Source organism: Amycolatopsis orientalis DSM 40040 = KCTC 9412, assembly GCF_000478275.1.
Taxonomy (GTDB): Bacteria; Actinomycetota; Actinomycetes; order Mycobacteriales; family Pseudonocardiaceae; genus Amycolatopsis; species Amycolatopsis orientalis.
The window spans coordinates 168,229-186,947 of the sequence record NZ_ASJB01000061.1; the positions used below are offsets into that span (position 1 = coordinate 168,229).

At 70.2% G+C, this 18,719-nt stretch carries 14 protein-coding genes; 4 read left to right on the plus strand and 10 right to left on the minus strand.

Going from position 1 to position 18,719, the window contains the following annotated elements:
* Positions 1–243 precede the first annotated feature (243 nt).
* Positions 244–1,674 (plus strand): S8 family peptidase, encoded by a 1,431-nt coding sequence (locus tag L324_RS20390; protein WP_037310681.1) that lies wholly within the window; start codon positions 244–246, stop codon positions 1,672–1,674.
* Between the two features lie 42 nt (positions 1,675–1,716).
* On the opposite strand, the gene L324_RS20395 is transcribed toward L324_RS20390, so the two are convergent.
* From L324_RS20395 to L324_RS20405, 3 genes are read right to left on the minus strand one after another with little or no spacing between them, the layout of a single operon-like run.
* Positions 1,717–2,544, minus strand: coding sequence for an ABC transporter permease (locus L324_RS20395; protein WP_037310683.1), 828 nt, complete (start codon positions 2,542–2,544; stop codon positions 1,717–1,719).
* Between the two features lies 1 nt (position 2,545).
* Complete coding sequence (locus L324_RS20400) at positions 2,546–3,361, minus strand: ABC transporter permease (RefSeq protein ID WP_037310685.1); 816 nt, start codon at positions 3,359–3,361, stop codon at positions 2,546–2,548.
* Positions 3,361–4,275: an ABC transporter ATP-binding protein gene (locus tag L324_RS20405; RefSeq protein WP_051173995.1), complete on the minus strand. Its 915-nt coding sequence runs from the start codon at positions 4,273–4,275 to the stop codon at positions 3,361–3,363. The genes L324_RS20400 and L324_RS20405 overlap by 1 nt, the downstream gene beginning before the upstream one ends.
* Before the next feature lie 118 nt (positions 4,276–4,393).
* Here L324_RS20405 and L324_RS20410 point away from each other — a divergent pair, with 118 nt between their 5' ends.
* Positions 4,394–5,425, plus strand: coding sequence for a M14 family zinc carboxypeptidase (locus tag L324_RS20410; RefSeq protein WP_037310689.1), 1,032 nt, complete (start codon positions 4,394–4,396; stop codon positions 5,423–5,425).
* A 334-nt stretch (positions 5,426–5,759) separates the two neighbouring features.
* Here the strand turns inward: L324_RS20410 and L324_RS20415 are convergent, their stop codons facing one another.
* From L324_RS20415 to folC, 6 genes are all read right to left on the minus strand, one after another.
* Positions 5,760–9,122, minus strand: coding sequence for a phosphodiester glycosidase family protein (locus L324_RS20415; RefSeq protein WP_037310691.1), 3,363 nt, complete (start codon positions 9,120–9,122; stop codon positions 5,760–5,762).
* Between the two features lie 110 nt (positions 9,123–9,232).
* Positions 9,233–9,973, minus strand: coding sequence for a maleylpyruvate isomerase family mycothiol-dependent enzyme (locus L324_RS20420; RefSeq protein ID WP_037310693.1), 741 nt, complete (start codon positions 9,971–9,973; stop codon positions 9,233–9,235).
* A 54-nt stretch (positions 9,974–10,027) separates the two neighbouring features.
* Complete coding sequence (gene ndk / locus L324_RS20425) at positions 10,028–10,438, minus strand: nucleoside-diphosphate kinase (protein ID WP_037310703.1); 411 nt, start codon at positions 10,436–10,438, stop codon at positions 10,028–10,030.
* A 58-nt stretch (positions 10,439–10,496) separates the two neighbouring features.
* Entirely contained in the window at positions 10,497–12,062 is a 1,566-nt protein-coding gene (locus L324_RS20430; RefSeq protein ID WP_037310706.1) for an alkaline phosphatase D family protein, read from the minus strand.
* A gap of 109 nt (positions 12,063–12,171) precedes the next feature.
* On the minus strand, positions 12,172–12,573 hold the full coding sequence (locus tag L324_RS20435; RefSeq protein WP_037310709.1) for a DUF4233 domain-containing protein: 402 nt from the start codon (positions 12,571–12,573) through the stop codon (positions 12,172–12,174).
* Complete coding sequence (gene folC / locus L324_RS20440) at positions 12,570–14,246, minus strand: bifunctional tetrahydrofolate synthase/dihydrofolate synthase (RefSeq protein WP_037310713.1); 1,677 nt, start codon at positions 14,244–14,246, stop codon at positions 12,570–12,572. Before folC ends, L324_RS20435 begins: the two co-directional genes overlap by 4 nt.
* Before the next feature lie 70 nt (positions 14,247–14,316).
* Here folC and L324_RS20445 point away from each other — a divergent pair, with 70 nt between their 5' ends.
* Positions 14,317–14,946 (plus strand): class I SAM-dependent methyltransferase, encoded by a 630-nt coding sequence (locus tag L324_RS20445; RefSeq protein ID WP_037310716.1) that lies wholly within the window; start codon positions 14,317–14,319, stop codon positions 14,944–14,946.
* Between the two features lie 107 nt (positions 14,947–15,053).
* On the plus strand, positions 15,054–15,929 hold the full coding sequence (locus L324_RS20450; RefSeq protein WP_037310719.1) for an SGNH/GDSL hydrolase family protein: 876 nt from the start codon (positions 15,054–15,056) through the stop codon (positions 15,927–15,929).
* 113 nt (positions 15,930–16,042) lie between these two features.
* Here the strand turns inward: L324_RS20450 and L324_RS20455 are convergent, their stop codons facing one another.
* On the minus strand, positions 16,043–18,676 hold the full coding sequence (locus tag L324_RS20455) for a valine--tRNA ligase (protein WP_037310722.1): 2,634 nt from the start codon (positions 18,674–18,676) through the stop codon (positions 16,043–16,045).
* Between the last annotated feature and the right edge of the window lie 43 nt (positions 18,677–18,719).

Sequence of the window (18,719 nt, forward strand, 5' to 3'; positions counted from 1 at the left end):
GAGCGCCACCTCTCACGTGTGCCCGTCGGCCAGCGGCCACCGCGAGTATCCCACACACCGGCCCCACTCCGGTGTACTCGGTGCCACAGGCCTGACTCCCGGGCGCGCCGCGACCACCGGCTGGGCGAACTTCACGGGAGAGCTTGTCGACCCGGCCGCGGGTGGCTAGCGTGCCGCTCGGGGATGCCGAAGCCCAGGCCGAGGCGTCCCCGGTAGTCCCCCTGTTCTCCGCTGGGAGGTCCGGTGTCCCTGCTGGGGCGGTCCCTGCGAGCGGCCGTATGCGCCTTGGTGGTGTTCTGCGGTTCGGTCGCCGCCGTCGCGACGGCCGAAGCGGAGTCATCGTGCCATCCCGCCGGCCGGACGCTGCGGTACGTCGTCGCCTTCGACCGGGGGACCTCCGAAGCCGAGGCCAGGGCGGCCATCACCGCGGGTTGTGGCAGCGCGACCGTGTACTACCCGCAGATCGCCGTGGCCGTCGCGACCTCGGCCGACCGGGACTTCGCCGAGCTGGTCAAACCGGCCGCGGCGTTCAGCGCGCAGGCGGAACGACTCGCGGTGCAGCGGGCCACCGGCACGCCGTCGGCCAAACCGGCGCCCGCGCGCGCCGAACTCGAACCGACCGATCCGGCGAAGGTGCCCACGGCCGACCGGACCGCCGAGCAGTGGGACATGCGCGCGATCGGCGCCGACAAGGCCCGCACGATCGAACGGGGCCGCCCGGACGTCGTCGTCGGCGTCCTCGACTCCGGCGTCGACGCCACCCATCCCGAGCTGACGGCCGCCCTCGACCCGGACAGGTCCGCAGGCTGCCTGACCGGCGCGCCCGACCGGAACTGGGCCGCGACCACGTCGGCGCACGGCACCCACGTCGCGGGCATCATCGCCGCGGCCGACGACGGCAAGGGCGTCACCGGCGTGGCGCCCGGCGTGCGGATCGCCTCGGTGAAGGTGATCGACGACCGCGGGTACGCCGACCCGGAGGCCGCCGTATGCGGGCTGATGTGGGCCGCGTCACAGCGCATGACCGTGACGAACAGCAGCTACTTCGTCGATCCGTGGTCCCTCTCGTGCGCCCACGCCGACGCGCGGGGCGTGGTGAACGAGGTCATGGCGCGCGCCGTCGAATACGCGACCTCGGCGGGCACGCTCACCGTGGCGGCGGCGACCAACGAGGCCGTCGGGCTGGTGCCGTCGCCGCACTCGGGGTCCGGCACCCAGGCCGAAGGCTGCCAGGCGCTGCCCGCCGGCCTGCGGGACGTCGTCGCGGTGTCGTCCGTGAGCGCGGACCGGGTCAAGGCCGGCTACAGCTCGTACGGGCTGGGCGTGATCGACGTGGCCGCCCCCGGCGGCGAGGCCGGGCGGTGCGTGCTCTCGACCGTTCCCGGCGGGTACGCGCCGCTCTGCGGGACGTCGATGGCGGCGCCGCACGTCGCCGGTGTCGCGGCGCTGCTCGCTTCGGAACACCCCGGTTACGGCGCCCGCCAGCTGAAGCGGACGCTGGACGCGCAGGCGACGCCGATCGCCTGCCCCGCCGACTACGACCTGACCGGTGACGGCTCGCAGGACGCGTACTGCACCGGGTACGCCGGGTTCAACGGCTTCTACGGGCACGGGATGGTCGACGCGCTGGCCGCCGTCGCGCCGCGGGTGAGCGGTCCGAACCCTGCTCGCTGAGGTCCGGCGCCCCGCATTTAATCCTCTGGATGCGGGTCGAGGTCAGCGCAGCAGCAGCTTCCCGAACCGTTTCGAGGACGCGTAGATCCCGACCGCCGCGAGCGCCAGCAGGTACGCCACGTTCCCCAGCATCCCCCACGACAGCACGCCGACCGAGAGCCCGCGCATCAGCTCGATCCCGTGGTACAGCGGGAAGATCCGCACGATCCACTGGATCGCCTCCGGGTACACCGAGAGCGGGTAGAACGTGGTGGAGAAGAGGAACAGCGGCATCAGCACGAGGTTGATGTAGTCGAACTGCGAAACCGAGCGCAGGAAGGTCACCAGCACGATGCCGATGGCCGAGAACGCCATCGCGATCAGCAGCGCCGCCGGGATCATCAGCACGGCCCACCAGGACCCGGGCAGCCCCATCGCGGTCATCACGCCGAGGAAGGTCACCGAGTAGATCCCGCCGCGCAGCACCGACCAGCCGACCTCGCCGAGCGCGATGTCCAGCGGGCCGATCGGGGTGGCGAGCATGGCGTCGTACAGCTTCGCGTACTTCAGCTTGAAGAACAGGTTGTACGTCGAGTCCAGGATGGCGCCGTTCATCGCCGACGCCGCGAGCAGGCCGGGCGCGACGAAGGCGACGTAACTCATCACCTGGCCGCCGGGCCCGACGACCTCGCCGACGAGTTTGCCGAAGCCGAGCTGGAAGGCCATCAGGTAGAACAGCGGCTCGAAGGCCCCGGACACGAACAGCATCCAGACGTGCGAGTAGGTCAGGAACGTGCGTTCCATGACCGCCTTCGACCGGCCGCTGTACATCGACGGCGGCAGGACGCGCAGCAGCACCCCGCGCGGCGGGGCCTCGGTGAGAACAGCCACTTCAGACCACCAGCCGTCGGTAGAAGTACTTGTGCGCCAGCGCCCAGCCCACCCCGGCCAGCACGATCAGGAAGGCGAGGTGCCCCAGCGTGGCGAGCGGGCCGACGGTGCCGAGGCTGACCGCCCTGGCGGCCTCGTTGCCGTGCCACAGCGGGGAAAGCCAGGCGATCCACATCAGCGGGGCCGGCAGTTCGGAGATCGGGAAGAACGTGCCGGAGAACAACGTCATCGGGATCAGGATGAACCGGAACACCAGGCCGAACCGCGAGCCCTCGTCGTAGGTGGTCGCGGCGAGCGCCATCACCGGGGTGCCGCACGCGATCCCGGTGAGCGTCCCGATCAGGATGACCGCGAGGACGCCGAAGCCGGTCCACGCGCCGAACAGCGCGGCGATGACGGCGTAGATCGTCCCGGCCAGGGTCAGCCGGATCCCGACCCAGATGATCTGGCTGCCGAGGACCTGTCCCGGCGTGATCGGCGACGCGGTCACGGCCACATAGCTCTGCTGCCATTTGAACCCGGACAGCACCGGATAGCTGGACTCCCCCACCGCCAGCTGCGCCGCACCGGCGACGAGCAGCGCGGGCGCGACGTACTCGAGGTACGGGAACCCGCCCGTCGCGGCACCCGCCCGCACCTGCGAGCCGAAACCGAGGCCCATCGCGGCCAGGAACAGCACCGGTTGCAGCCCCGTCGAGTACAACGTGGACAGCCAGTACCGGCGGTACCACAGCCAATACGCCTCGACCCGCAGCCAGGCGCCGCGCCAAGCGGGCACCACCCGGCCCGTCGAGGTCTTCGTCTCCGCCGTGGTCATCAGTCCACCAGCGTCCGGCCGGTGAGGCGGAGGAAGACGTCCTCCAGCGAGCTGCGGCGGACCAGGCTCGACAGCGGCCGCAGCCCGCGCGCGTGCGCCTGTTCGAGGGTGGCCTCGCCGGTCATCGTGTAGAGCAGGACGCGGTCCGGGAGCACTTCGACGCGTTCGGCGAGGCCTTCGATCCGCTTCGCGGCCGCCTCCTGCTCACCGTTCGGGAACCGCAGTTCGACGACCTCACGGGTGGAGTACCGGCTGATCAGGTCCGCGGGCGAGCCTTCGGCGGCGATGCGGCCGTTGTCCATCACGACGAGCCTGTCGCAGAGCTGCTCCGCCTCGTCCATGTAGTGCGTGGTGATGATCAGCGTGGTGCCGCCCGCCTTGAGCCGGAACAGCCTGTCCCACAACAGATGCCGGGCCTGCGGGTCCAGCCCCGTGGTCGGCTCGTCGAGCAGGAGCAGCTCCGGATCGTTGACCAGGGACCGCGCGATGGTCAGCCGCCGCTTCATCCCGCCGGAGAGCGAATCGACCTCCGCGTCCGCCCGGTCGGTGAGCTGGGCGAACTCCATCAGCTCCTCGGCCTTGCTCCGCACGTGCGCGCGGGACAGGCCGAAGTAGCGGCCGTAGATCTGCAGGTTCTGGCGGACGGTGAGCTCGGTGTCCAGGTTGTCCTGCTGCGGCACCACCCCGAGGCGGGCGCGGATCTTCGGCCCTTCGAGGTCCGGATCCATGCCGAGGACCCGCAGGTCACCGTCGCTGCGGGGCGAGACGCTGGCGATCATCCGCATGGTGGAGGACTTGCCCGCGCCGTTGGGCCCGAGGAAGCCGAACGCCTCCCCCGGCCGGACATCGACGTCGATCCCGCGTACGGCTTCGAAGTCGCCGAAGCGCTTGACCAACGCCTTCGCCTGCACCATCGCCGATTCGTGCTCTGAGTCACCCACGATGAAGACCCTAGGACCTGGCACCGACAAAATTCGACCGGTTTACCGACACCCTTGTTGGACGGTCCCGGCTCGTCGATACTCACCGACCATGAGTCTGAAGCCCAAAATCGCCTTGTTGTCCGTTTTTGTCACCGCCGGGCTCTTGGTGGCTCCCGCCGCCCAAGCGGTCGGGAGCACCGCGGCCGGGACCACTGTGGACGGCCGGACCGTCGATCCGCGGCCCTCCACCGCCAAGCTGGCCTTCGAACTGCACAAACTGGCGCTGCTGAGCCACGGCAAGATCCGGGTGAGCGAGATCGGCCGCAGCAATCAGGGCCGTCCGGTGTGGGCGGCCAGGGTCGGCCACGGCAAGACGCGGATCCAGTACGTCACCCAGCAGCACGGCGACGAACCGCTCGGCACCCCCGCCGCGCTCGAGTTCCTGCGCAAGGTCGGCGTCGGGCACAGCGCGTGGGCTCAGAAGCTGCTGGCGAAGGTGACCGTCGACATCGTCGTGCGCGCCAACCCCGACGGGCACGAGCACGACTGGCGCTACAACCACGACCCGAAGGCCACCCCCGAGTACGGCGAAAAGGGCAAGGGTTACGACATCAACCGCTACCACGACCCGGCCGTCGCGCCGGAGGACAACCCGGCCACCGAAGCGGGGCTGATCCAGCGGCGGAACGCGGCGTTCAAGCCGGACATCATGGTCGACTACCACATGCAGGGCCGGTACCGGGACGCCGACGGCAGGGAGATCACCGCTTCGACGATGTGGCCGACACATCCCGGCGTGAAACCGTCCGATGTGGACTTCGCGAAGCAGATCGCGGTCGTGGTGCGGCGGTCGATCGACGGCAACGGCGGCTACGTCTCGCAGTACCCGGGCGGTGACTACCAGGGCATCGCGCGCAACGGGTACGGACTGCTCGGCAACGGGAGCGTGCTGATCGAACTGAGCCTCATCCCGGAGCGTGAGCAGGCGCAGATCCAGGACGCGCTGGCGTCGATGCTCGCGATCGCGCAGGCCGCGGCCGACGGTTCGGTGCGGAAGGTGGACCCGGCCGATGCCGAGGCGATCCCGCCTCGGGGACCGGCGTTGCCGGGCACGGTCGAAGAAGGGGACGAAGCCGCCTGACGTGTGGGCTGAAGACAACTTGCAAGTAGTCGACTGCTTGCGAGGAAGGCCTGGTCGCGGATGTCTTCTTCCTTCCGCAAGGCGGAAGGGGCTCGAGCGTGGAGGATTCGGGACGTTGAACGTCCCGAATCCTCCACGCTCGCCGATGCCACACCATCGGCCAGAGCCACCACCCCAGTCACCAGCCCCGAAAGCTCCTGGTCGTGAGTGTTGAGTGTCGTTAGAACGACACTCAACACTCACGACCTCCGGAAACCCAGGACGAAGCCGCCTGACGTGTGCCATGAAAGGTCCTTTCCTTGCGAAATTTGCAAGGAAAGGACCTTTCATGGCACTAGCGGACGGTGACCGAAAGGCTCCGTGTGACCCCGTTGACGGTGACCGAAAGACGCGCGACCCCCGGCCGCAGCGCGGTCAGCACACCGGTCCCCGGGTCGAAGGACGCGACGTCCCACGGCATCGCGGGCCGGAACCCGTCGGCGACGTGCGTGCCCCACCCGCCCGTCCAGTCCGCGCTGACCGGGTACGACACCGGAACCTGACGCGTTCCCTGCGTCACCGTGGCCCGGACGTCCGCCTTCTCCCCGCGCGCCAGCGAAGAAGGCCCGGACAGCGTGAGCGCGTCGACGTTCGGCCGCGTCTCGAAGCGCACCGGCTGCGCCTTGTCCCCCGGCTCGAACCGGACCATCGTCCAGCCGACGAACCCGCCGTCGCCGGGCGCCGCCGCGGGCGACTTCCCGGAGTTGCCGTTCACCAGATACGGCACGCCGTCCACCCTCGACAGGCTGAACACGCCCGCGTGCGAAGCGATCGCGGCCGCCTGCTTCCCCGACTCGCGCTCGAACGCGGTCAGCCAGCCGGTCAGCAACGCGGCCTCCTTGCGGTCGGCCAGTTGCGAATTCCCGGCAGGGCTCGGGTCCTTGACCGGATGGTGCATCGCGACGGCCACGCCGCGGATCCCCCTGTCGGCCTTCGCACCGTCCAGCGCCTCGCGCAGCATCCGGATCTGGTCGAACCCGCCCGCGCGCAGGGAACCGCGTGAGGAGTCCAGCAGTACCAGGCGGATCCCGGCGACGTCGACGACGCGATGGGTCTGCCCGAACGCCGCCTGGAACTCGGCGAGCCCGTGCCCGCCGTCGGCCTCGTGGTTGCCGGGGACGTAGTACCAGGGCACCTTGCCGACCAGTTCCTCGTCGATGACCGAGCGCGCCAGCACGAAGTCGGCGGCCGTGCCGCGATCGACGAAGTCCCCGTTGATCAGCACGAGCTCCGGTTTCGCCGCCACCGCCTCGCGCAGCGCGCGCCGGGCCTGGGCGACCAGCGGGCCGTCCGGGGCGTCGGCGGTGAACTGCGCGTCGCTGACGACGGCGATCCGCAGGCCGCCCGTCGCGGTGCCGTCGGTGATCAGCGCCGGATCACGCGGCGCCGGATCGGCCGGGACGGCGGCCGCGGGCGCGACCTCGAAGGTGAGGTCGTCGAAGACCAGCCGTCCCTCGTACTGCTGGTCCGGGACGTTCTCGACGGCGTAGAACTTGGTCAGCCGTTGTCCGTCGGGAAGGCCGGCCGGGATCGCGGCGCGAACGTAGCGCCAGCCCGTCCAGTCCACGCTCAGCGAAAGGTCCACAAGGGACGGAACGTTGGCGGCGTCGCGGAGTTCCGCCCGCAGCCAGGCACCCTTCGCGTCGCCGTTGACCCACAGGCCGACACGCTGGGTGCCGGGCGGCAGCGCGATCGGCGCCGCCGAGTTGACGTACGCCGCGCGCGTGGCGTTGGTCCCGTTCAGCCGGTAGTCCAGCGCCAGCCCGCGGCCGCCGTCCCGGCCGGGTGCCTCGGCAAGCGCGGCGCCCACGACGGCCGGGAAGACACTGGCGCTCCAGCCCGCCGGACCGTCCAAGGAGGCCACCACCCGGGATTCCGTGCCGACCGATGCCGCCAGATGCGTCGACTTCCCGCCCGCGGTGGCCGTGATCGCCGAAGCGCCCGAAGCCTTCAGCGCGGTGACCGCGAATCCGTCGCCGGACGGCTCGATCCGCACCACGGCGGGGTCGTAGTCGAGTTTGACGTCGTCGGGCTCGATCCACGTGCCGTAACCGTCGGCGTCGTAGCCGAAGACCTTGAACGTGCTCCGCGCGCCCTCCCCCGACAACGCGACCTGTTCGGTGCTGGTGCCCAGCCGGACGGGCGAACCGAGCACGTTCAGCGTCGTCTTGCCGAGGACTCCGCCGCGCTTGGCGTAGACATCGACGTTCGCGGGCGCGTCCGGCCGGAGCCGGTCGGCGTGCGCGGTGAACACACCCTCGGTCACGGTGCCGCGCAAGGGATTCGTGCTGAGCCACCGGGCTTCCCCGTCGACGGCGGCACCGGTCTCGTCGTGGCCTCCGGCGGCGAGTTTCCGCGTCAGCCCGGAAAGCACCCGCGCCGCGTCGGCGGTGTCCTGCGCGGGACGGGGCGAGAACCCGGTCAGCCGCCCGCTGCCCGGCACCGTGGCGACGCCGATGCCGTTGGGTACCAGGCGTTCCCCACCGTCCGACGGCGAGTTGCGGATCAGCGGCGCCTTCTCGCCCTCCTCGCGGGCGAGCATCGTCGAGGAGCCGCCGCCGTCGAGGTTGATGGCGTCGTCCGCGCCGAGCGACTTCAGATGCCGGGCGAGTTCCAGTTCCGTCATCCCGCGGCTGTCTGCCTGGCGGCCGTCGACCGTGGCCAGCCACATCTTCGTGCCGTCGGCGGAGAACCCGACCGCGGTCCGGGGGTGCATGGCGACGTTGTCGACCGGCTGGACCGCGCCGTCACGCAGCAGGACCTTGTTCCCGCCGATGGAGACGGAGAGCTTGCCCAACTCACTCTTCGGCGCGTAGGCGACGCCCACCCGGTCGCCGATCTTCAAGCCGGACAACGGGTCCACGCCGCCGTCACGGGCGAGCAGGACCGTCGCGCCCGCCGCGATCGGGCCGTCGGCGGGCTGCGGCCGCACCTGTGTGACGACGCCGCCGGAGACCTCGACCTCGACGACGCTCCGCGCGCCCGCGACCGAGGTCCGCCGCGAAGACGCGCCCCACAGCGGGGTGTAGACGCCGATCGCGTCGCCGCTCAGCACGGGGCTGTTGAAGTTCGACGCGGGCACGACCTTGCCGTCGGGCAGGGTGACCGATGCTTCGAGGAACACCTCCGCGAGCCGCGCCTTGCCCTCCTCGGTGATCGACGCGGTCAGGTTGTGCCCGCGCGCGGGCGCCGTCTGCAGTTTCCCGGCGTCGATGCCGACACCGATCGGCGCGCCGCTGGCGTTGATGTCGAAGAAGTCGCCGTTCACCCCGGCGATCGCGCCCGCCCTGGCGACCTGCTGCGAAAGCGGTGTCCGCGCGGAAACCGTGCCGGGGCTGAGATAGGTCGGTTTCAGCGTCTTGCTGGTGAGGTCGATGGCGAGGGTGTCGCCGCGAATCCAGCCCGCCGGGTCGTACCGGTCGAATTCGGTGAGGCTCAGTCCCGGTGCCACCCGCGAGGTCGCGCTGGTGGTGACGAGACCGTCGTCGGGCGCGGCCACGGCGTACGCGGACGGGCCTTCCTTCGCCGAAGAGGCCGCCGGGGCGGCTTCGACGGGTGCCGGGCCGAGTGGTGCGGTGAGCGGATCGGCGTGCGCCGGTCCGGCGATCAGTGATCCGGGCAGCAGAACAGCGAGCGCCCATAGGCGTGAATTTCTCACGGAATACCCCACGATCGAGTGAGAGTCGGCTCAGCTCAGCACAGCGGACGCGAGCCGCCAGGAGAAGACCCGGAGGTGAACGTGAACCGAACGGCGTAGGGCGCCGAAGATCAGGGCGTGAACGGCCCGGCAAGGAACGTCTTGGCCGCCGCGGCGTCACCGGTGATTTCGAGGCTCGCACCGTCGAGGCCGACCCGTTGCCACAGCAGCAGATCCAGCCCTTCCGCGTGCCCTTCGACGACGGCTTCCGCGGCTTCGGCGGGATCGGCGCGCCGCGAGCCCGGGACGTCCTCGACGGGAGGCGTGATCAGCCAGGCGTGTCCGGTGTCGGAGGTCTTCAGCAGCAACGGAACGGTGACCGCGGGCGGGGTGTGCCAACGCTTGATCTTCGGCAGCATGCCGAGGAGGACCTCGTCCACGCCGTCGGCGGCGAGGGCGGGTTCGAGGGTGTATTCGGTCCCGGCCGCGCGGTGCGCGTCGAGCAGGTGCACCGCGGTCTCGTGGACCTGGCGGCGGAACCAGAAGGACTTGGTCTTGACGGCGGCGGTGAAGTTCCAGGCGCCGTCGTCCGGGGAAACCCCTTGAAGCGCCTCGATCAGGCCGTCCGCGCTTTCGCCGTACCAGGCGGCGAGATCCCCGTCCGGTTCGGCTTCGAAGATCTGCGGGGCGGGTTCGCCGGTGCGGACGATCCCGGCCGCCCAGCGATGCACGTTGCCGAGGTGGACGACGAGGTCACGCAGCCGCCAGTCGCCGCAGCACGGCACGGGAGCGGCGTGGTCCCCGGTGCGCGCGACCCGCGCGAAACCGGCGGTGAGTTCCCGCAGTCGTGCCAGGTACTCGTCCGGTGTCATCGAAACCCCCAGATCCGTGGGTGGCGCGGGGTTCCCGCGCCACCCACGAGTGTGTCAGACCTCGGGGAACCAGAGCTTGAGCTCGCGCTCGGCCGACTCCGGGGAGTCCGAGCCGTGCACCAGGTTGTACTGGGTCTCCAGGGCGAAGTCGCCGCGCAGGGTGCCCGGGGTGGCCTTCTCGACCGGGTCGGTGCCGCCGGCGAGCTGGCGGAAGGCGGCGATGGCGCGCGGGCCCTCGACGGCGATCGCGACCAGCGGACCCGAGGTGATGAACTCGAGGAGGTCGCCGAAGAACGGGCGCTCCTTGTGCTCGGCGTAGTGCTCCTCGGCGACCGAGCGCTCGACGGTGCGCAGTTCGAGGGCGGCGAGCTTCAGGCCCTTGCGCTCGATGCGCGAGATGACCTCGCCGACGAGGCCGCGCGCGACGCCATCGGGCTTGACGAGGACCAGCGTGCGTTCAGTCACGACGGTATTTCTCCTTGGGTGGGTTTCGTGCTATTCGCCCGGAGCTTATCCGCCCGGGTCATCGGCGCTGCGGCTGCAGGGTCTTCGACCACAGTGACGCACCCGTGGCGTCGCGCAGATCGACCGTGAGCGCACCGCTCGCGCCGTCGATGTTGACCTCTCCGAAGTGCTGGAACCCGTCCGCGGGCGACGTGTTCGCGGCGGGCGGGGCGTGCACGAAGACCGCCTCCGGCCCGAAAGTCGGGTCGAGGGTGTTCGGGCCGAACGCGCCGGCGTTGAGCGGACCGGAGACGAACTCCCAGAACGGGTCGAAGTCGGGGAACGAAGCGCGATCCGGCGAATAGTGGTGCGCGGCGGTGTAATGCACGTCGGCGGTCAGCCAGACGACGTTGCGCACCTTGCGCCGCGAGATCTCCCGTAGGACCCAGGCGAGTTCGGTCTCCCTGCCGCCGGGAGCGCCGGGCAGGCCGTTCGCGACTCCTTCGATGGCCTTGCCGTCCGGGACGGTCAGGCCGATCGGGAGGTCGGCCTGGATGATCTTCCAGGTGGCCGTGCTGCGGTCGAGGGCGTCGACGAGCCAGCGCGCCTGACGGTCGCCGAGGATGCGGCCCGGTTTGGTCTGGTCGGCGGTGTTGGCGTCCTTGTAGGTCCGCATGTCCAGCACGAACACCTCGGCGCGGGAGCCGTGCCGGAAGTTGCGGTAGACCCGGCCGTCGACGGCCTGGCGGCGGTCGATCGGATGCCATTCGTGGAACGCCTGGAACGCCCGCGCGGCGAGCACGTCGACCCGCTTCTCGGTGTATTCGGGGCGGTCGTTGAGGATTTCGCCCGGGTACCAGTTGTTCACGACTTCGTGGTCGTCCCACTGGACGTGGGTGGGCACGGTCGCGGCGAACCGCTTGAGGTTGTCGTCGAGGAGGTTGTAGGCGAACTGGCCTCGGTACTCGTCGAGCGTCTCGGCGACCTTCGCCTTCTCCGGGGTGACGATGTTGCGCCACACGCGGCCGCCGGGCAGCGCGACGGTCTCGGTGAGCGGTGCGTCGGCGTACACCGTGTCGCCGCAGTGCAGGAACAGGTCCGGCCGCCGGTCGGCCATCGCGCGGTAGATCGTCATCCCGCCGCGTTCGGGGTTGATCCCCCAGTTCTGCCCGGCGACGTCGCCGGACCACAGCAGGCGCACGTCCGAGCGGCCGACCGGAGCGGTGGTGAACCGGCCGGTGACGGCCTCGCCGCACGTCCGGCCGTCGAGGGCCTCGGCGGTCACGCGGTAGTGGATTTCGGTCCCCGGCGAGAGGCCCGCGACGCGCACCTTGCCGGTCCCGCCGGTCTCCGGGCTCATCACCGGCCCGCGCACGCGGCGCGCGTGACGGAACGAGGGATCCCTGGAGACCTCGACGATCAGCCGGGAAGGCCTGTCGGCACGCGACCAGATGATGCCGGAGCCGGTGGTGACGTCGCCGGACTGGACGCCGTGGGTGAGCAGCGGGCGGTCACCGCGGATCAGCGGAGCCGCGGTGGGGGCCGCGGTCGCGGTCGCGGGGAGGAGCAGCCCGCCCGCGACGGCTCCGGCGCCGGTGAGACCGGCTTTGAGCAGCGTGCGGCGGTTGTGGTGGGAAGCGGTCATGGCGCGGTTCTATCCCGCGGCCACGGCCGACGGGCCAACGGCGGTTTGCGGGCCGGTGAACCTCGTGAGTGGTAATGACGGTTCTAACCGTCATTACCACTCACGAGGCCTACTGCTGAGGTTGCTGCTGCTGGCTGGGCAGTGTCCCGGCCGCCATGCGGCGTGCCACGTCGCGCCGCAGCCACAGCAGCCACAGCCAGATCCCGAGGAAGATCACCCCGAGGATCGCCACGGCGGGCAGCGCGACGAAGAAGGCGATCAGCGCGACCTGCAGCACGAGCACCGCGGGCACCGCCCACGGCTTCTTCAGGAAACCGCACAGCACGATCAGCGCCACCGCGATCACGATCACCGACCAGCCGGTGAGCGAGCCGACCCCGCCGCCGAGTTTCGCCACCACCGGCAGCGCGAGCGCGACGGTGATGCCCTCCATGATCAGCGAGCCGGCCATCACGCCGCGGAAGGACTTCATCGGGTCCTTGGCGGGCGGCTTCGGGGTCTCGTCGGTCACGCCGGCTCCTTACCGAACAGGGTCCTGGCCTCGCCCGCGGTGACCACCGAGCCGGTGACCAGCACACCCCCGCCCGCCAGCGGCTCCTCGGGGTCGTCGCTCTGTTCGACGAGGCCGATGGCCGTTTCGATCGCGGCGTCGAGGCTCGCTTCGGCGACGACACGGTCTTCGCCGAAGATCGAGATGGCGATGTCGTTGAGTTCGTCGAGCGGCATCGCGCGCGGCGACGAGTTCTTGGTGACGACGATCTCGGAGACGACCGGTTCGAGGGCGTCCAGGATGCCGCGGGCGTCCTTCTCGGCCATGACGCCGACCACGGCGACGAGACGGCGGAACGCGAACTCCTCGGCGACGGTGGTGGCGAGCGCCTTGGCGCCGTGCGGGTTGTGGGCGGCGTCGAGCAGCACGGTCGGTGCGGCGCGGACGCGTTCCAGCCTGCCGGGGGTCTCGACCTCGGCGAAGGCCTCGCGGACGGCTTCGACGACCAGCTGCTTGTCCTTGCCCGCGCCGAAGAAGGCTTCGACGGCGGCCAGCGCGAGCGCGGCGTTGGCGGCCTGGTGCGCGCCGTGCAGCGGCAGGAAGATCTCGTCGTAGACCCCGCCGAGGCCCTGCAGTTTCAGCATCTGCCCGCCGACGGCGATTTCGCGCTCCAGCACCCCGAACTCGCTGCCCGCTCGGGCGACGCTCGCGTCGACCTCGACGGCGCGTTCCAGCAGGATCTTCAGCACTTCGGGCTCTTGTTCGGCGATGACCGCGACACTGCCGGGTTTGATGATCCCGGCCTTCTCCACCGCGGCCTTGGCCGGATCGCCGCCGAAGTACTCGACGTGGTCGACGCCGATCGGCGTGATGACGGCGACTTCGCCGTCCACGACGTTGGTGGCGTCCCACGAGCCACCGAGGCCGGTTTCGACGACCGCGGCCTCGACGGGCGCGTCGGCGAAGGCCGCGAACGCCATCCCGGTGAGCACCTCGAACTTGCTCATCGGCACCGCGTCGGGACCGCCCGCGTTGTCCACCATGGTCACGTACGGCGCGACGTCGCGGTACAGATCGACGTACGCGGCGGCGGAGACCGGGGCGCCGTCGAGGGCGATCCGCTCGGTGACCAGCTGCAGGTGGGGGCTCGTGTACCGGCCGACGCGCAGGCCCATCCGGGTCAGCAGCGCGTCGATCATCCGGGTGGTCGAGCCCTTGCCGTTGGTCCCGGCGACGTGCAGCACCGGATAGCCGCGGTGCGGCTCACCCATGAGGTTGACCAGCGCCGCGATCCGGGCGAGGGACGGCTCGATCTTCGTCTCCGGCCAGCGCAGGTTCAGCTCGGCCTCGACAGCGAGCAGCTCGCGGCGCGCCTGCTGCCCGTTCGGGTCGGCCGGGGTGAGGTCGTCACCCTGATCGTCCAGTTCGTGCAGCTCCATGTCGTCCGGGGTGACCAGGTCGGGCACCGGGCCGAGCGCGAGGTTGTCCCCCAGCTGCCCGATCCCGCCGATGCCCCCACCGGCGCCGCCGCCCGCCTGGTACGCGGCGTCGGGTGCGTCCAGATCCGGGTCGGTGTCGTCGGACGGATCGTGGGCACGCGCCCCCAATTCGTCCACACCGGCGAAACTGTCCAGATCTGCCAGGTCCGGGGATTCTGCGAATTCTTCGGAATCCCGGCCGTCACCTCGCGGCACGAACTCTCCTCTTAAGCCTTGCTCATGGTCGTGCCGAGTCTACGTGCGGCTTTGCTGGCACTCTCGACGCATGGGGTTCAACCACAACGATCACTACCATCCGCTGCTGCTCGATCTGCTGCCCCCCGGCCCGGGTGTCGCGCTGGACGTCGGCTGCGGTGCCGGCCGGTTCGCCCGGCGGCTCGCGGCGACCGGGATGCACGTCGAGGCGATCGACCGGTCCGGCCCGATGATCGACCTCGCCCGCGCCGCCGGCTCGCCGGGCCCGGGCACCATCTCCTACCGGCAGGCCGACGTCGCCACGCAGAAGCTGCCGGTGGAGGCGTACGACTTCATCTCCTGCCTCGCCTCGCTCCACCACGTGCCGTTCGACACCGTCACGAAGCTGCGGGACGCGCTGGTCCCCGGCGGGGTGCTGGCCGTCCTCGGTCTCGGCAGGCCCAGCACGCCCGGCGACTACGCCCGCGCGCTCGTGGCCTCGCCGGTCAACGCACTGGCCAGGATGGTCGTGTACGCGGGTGAGCGGCTGAACGGCGGGATCGATCCGCTGCCGTCGGCGCCGATCGTGGAGACGTACCCGCCGATGAGCCGGATCCGGCACGACGCGGCCCGGCTGCTGCCCGGGAGCAAGCTCCGGAACCTGCTCTTCTTTCGCTACCTCCTCGTGTACCGCAAAGAGGAAGATGATCACCCGATGTGACACCCCAAGCGGGTGAAGCCGCGGCCCGACCACCCGATCGGCGGCGCCGGACCGTCCGGACGCGGTTCATTTTTGAGAGGCCATCCAGTCCGGAGATCGGGGTCCTCATGCGCTTCAGACGTGTACTCTTCGCGGCCGTCTCGACCGTTGTCCTGCTGATCGTCTCTTCCACGGCGGCCACCGCCGCCGAGCGGTCCTACCGGAGTTACGTCGCGCTGGGTGACTCCTACACCTCCGGGCCGCTCATCCCGCTCCCCCGGTTCGATCCGCTCTTCTGCGGCAAATCGACGCAGAACTACCCGTCGATCCTCGCCGCGGCGCTGCGGGTCCGCTCCTACACCGACATCAGCTGCGGCGGCGCCGACACCACCAACATGACGCAGCCGCAGAGCGTGTTCCTCGGGCGCAACCCGGCGCAGTTCAGCGCCCTGAGCCCCCGGACCGACCTGGTCACCGTCGGCATCGGCGGCAACGACTACGGCGTCTTCGGCACCCTGGTCGGCACCTGCCCGTCATTGCGGGCGAGCGACCCCACCGGGAACCCGTGCCAGGACCGGTTCACCGCCGGCGGAGTCGACACCGTCAAGGCCAAGATCGCCGACACCGGCAAGAACGTCGAGAAGGTGCTGGCCGGGATCCACGCCCGCTCCCCGCGCGCCGACGTGCTCGTCATCGGCTACCCGCGGATCGCCCCGGAATCCGGCTACTGCCCGAAGATCCTGCCGTTCGCCGAGGGTGACTACGCGTGGCTCAACGACGTCGAGAAGGCGTTGAACTCGGCGATCGAGAAGGCCGTCGCCGCCGACGGCAAGTCGTCCTTCGTGGACACTTTCGGCCCGTCCGCCGGGCACGACGCCTGCGCGCCGAACGGCGCGGCGTGGATCAACGGGCAGCACACGAACCTGCTCGCCGCGGCGGCGTATCACCCCTACCGCACCGGGATGGCGGGAGTGGCCGGAGTGATCCTGCGGCACCTTCGCTGACCAAAGCGGGCTGAAGGGGCCCTTCACCGCATCGCACGCGGCGAAGGGCGCTTTCCCTGCATGTTATGCGGGGAAAGCGCCCTTCAGCTCCGTGAAGAACGGACCGGCCCGGATCAGGAGGCGGGCAGTGTCGCCAGCCGGGCGTTGATGCGCTCGATGTCGGCGACCGCGGTCTCCTTGCGGGCCCGGATCTTGCCGATCACCGGCTCCGGCGCCTTGTCGATGAACGCCTGGTTGCCGAGTTTGGCCTCGGCCTGCGCGAGTTCCTTCTCCGCGGCGCCGAGGTCCTTCTGCAGGCGCTTGCGCTCCGCGGCGACGTCGATCGTGCCGGACAGGTCCAGTTCGACGGTGACGACACCGGCCGACAGCCCGACCTCGATCGACGCGCTCGGCGCGAAGCCCTCTTCCGGCTGGGTGAGCCGGACCAGCGCGCGGATCGGCTCGTCGTGTCCGGTGATCTCGGCGAAGCCGTCGCCGGACAGCCGCGCGGCCACCTTCTGGCTGGGCTTGAGGCCCTGGTCCGCGCGGAACCGGCGGACCTCGGTGACCAGCTTCTGCACGTCCGCGATCCGCTTGTCCGCGACCGGGTCGGCGTACGAGACGTCGGCCACCGGCCAAGGGGCGATCACCAGCGACTCGCGGCCGGTCAGCGCCGTCCACAGTTTTTCGGTGATGAACGGGATGAACGGGTGCAGCAGCTTCAGCACGGTGTCGAACACGTGCCCCAGCACCGCGCGCGTCGCCGTCAAACGGGCCTCGTCACCCTGGAACACCTGGACCTTCGACAGCTCCAGGTACCAGTCGCACAGCTCGGTCCAGGTGAACTGGTAGAGCGTGTCGGTGGCCTTGGCGAACTGGTAGTCCGCCAGGTAGCCGGTGACGTCGTCGACGACAGTGCCGAGCCTGCCGAGGATCCAGCGGTCGGCCTCGGTGAGTTCGGCCGCGGCGGGCAGCGGGGCATTCGCGTCCGCGCCGTTCATCATCGCGAACTTGGTGGCGTTCCAGAGCTTCGTGGTGAAGTTCCGGGAGCCCGCGACCCACTCCTCGCCGATCGGGACGTCGGTGCCCGGGTTGGCGCCGCGGGTGAGGGTGAAGCGCAGCGCGTCGGTGCCGTAGCGGTCCATCCACTCGATGGGGTCGACGCCGTTGCCCGCGGTCTTCGACATCTTCTTGCCGAACTGGTCGCGGACCATGCCGTGCAGCGCGATGGTCTTGAACGGCGCCTCGCCGGTGGCGTAGAGGCCGAACATCATCATCCGCACGACCCAGAAGAACAGGATGTCGTAGCCGGTGACCAGCACCGACGTCGGATAGAACTTGTTCAGGTCCGGGGTCTTCTCCGGCCAGCCGAGGGTGGAGAACGGCCACAGGCCCGAGGAGAACCAGGTGTCGAGGACGTCCGGGTCCTGGGTCCAGCCCTCGCCCGAGGGCGGCTCCTCGTCCGGTCCGACGCAGACGACCTCGTCGTTCGGGCCGTACCAGACCGGGATGCGGTGACCCCACCACAGCTGACGCGAGATGCACCAGTCGTGCAGGTTGTCGACCCAGTCGAAGTAGCGCTTCTCCATCTCCGGCGGGTGGACGTTCACCCGGCCGTCGCGCACCGCGTCGCCGGCGGCCTTCGCGAGCGGGCCGACCTTGACGAACCACTGCAGCGAAAGCCGCGGCTCGATCGGCTCCTTCGACCGCTCGGAGTGCCCGACGCTGTGCAGGTACGGACGCTTCTCGGCGACGATGCGGCCCTGCTCGCGCAGCTTCTCCCGCACCGCGACGCGGGCCTCGAACCGGTCCATGCCGTCGAACTCGGTGCCGGTGCCGTCGATCCGGCCCTGCTCGTCCATGATCGTGATCATCGGCAGGTCGTGCCGCTGGCCGATCTCGAAGTCGTTGGGGTCGTGCGCGGGGGTCACCTTGACCGCGCCGGTGCCGAACTCCGGGTCGACGTGCTTGTCCGCGACGATCGGGATCTTGCGCCCGGTCAGCGGCAGTTCGACCTCGGTGCCGATGAGGTGCGTGTACCGCTCGTCGTCCGGGTGGACCGCGACGGCGGTGTCGCCGAGCATCGTCTCCATCCGGGTGGTGGCCACGACGATCGCGTTCTCGCCGTCGCCGTAGCGCATCGAGACGAGTTCACCCTCGACCTCTTCGTGCTTCACCTCGGCGTCGGACAGCACCGACCGCAGCTCCGGCGACCAGTTGACCAGCCGCTCCGCGCGGTAGATCAGGCCGTCGTCGAACAGCTTCTTGAAGATCGTGTTGACGGCCTTGGACAGGCCGTCGTCCATGGTGAACCGCTCACGGGTCCAGTCGACGCCCTCACCGAGGCGCTTCATCTGGGCGAGGATGCGGCCGCCGTGCTCCTGCTTCCACTGCCAGACGCGCTCGACGAACGCCTCACGGCCGAGTTCGCGGCGGCTGGTGCCCTCGGCACGCAGCTGCTTCTCCACCAGCGCGTGGACCGCGATGCTCGCGTGGTCCATCCCCGGCAGGTACAGCGTCTCGTCGCCGAGCATGCGGTGGTAGCGGGTGATGGCGTCGATCAGGGTGTGCTCGAACGCGTGCCCGATGTGCAGCGAGCCGGTCACGTTCGGGGGCGGGATGACTACCGTGAACGGCGGCTTGTCCGACGTGGGGTCGGCCGTGAAGTACCCGGCGTCTACCCAACGCTGGTAGAGCGAGGCTTCTTCGTCGGCCGGGTTCCAGGCACCCGGTAGGTCGGTCTGCTGCTGCTGGGCGTTCTCGGTCACAGTTGACAAGTCTACGAACCCCGTCATCCGACATCCTCACCGG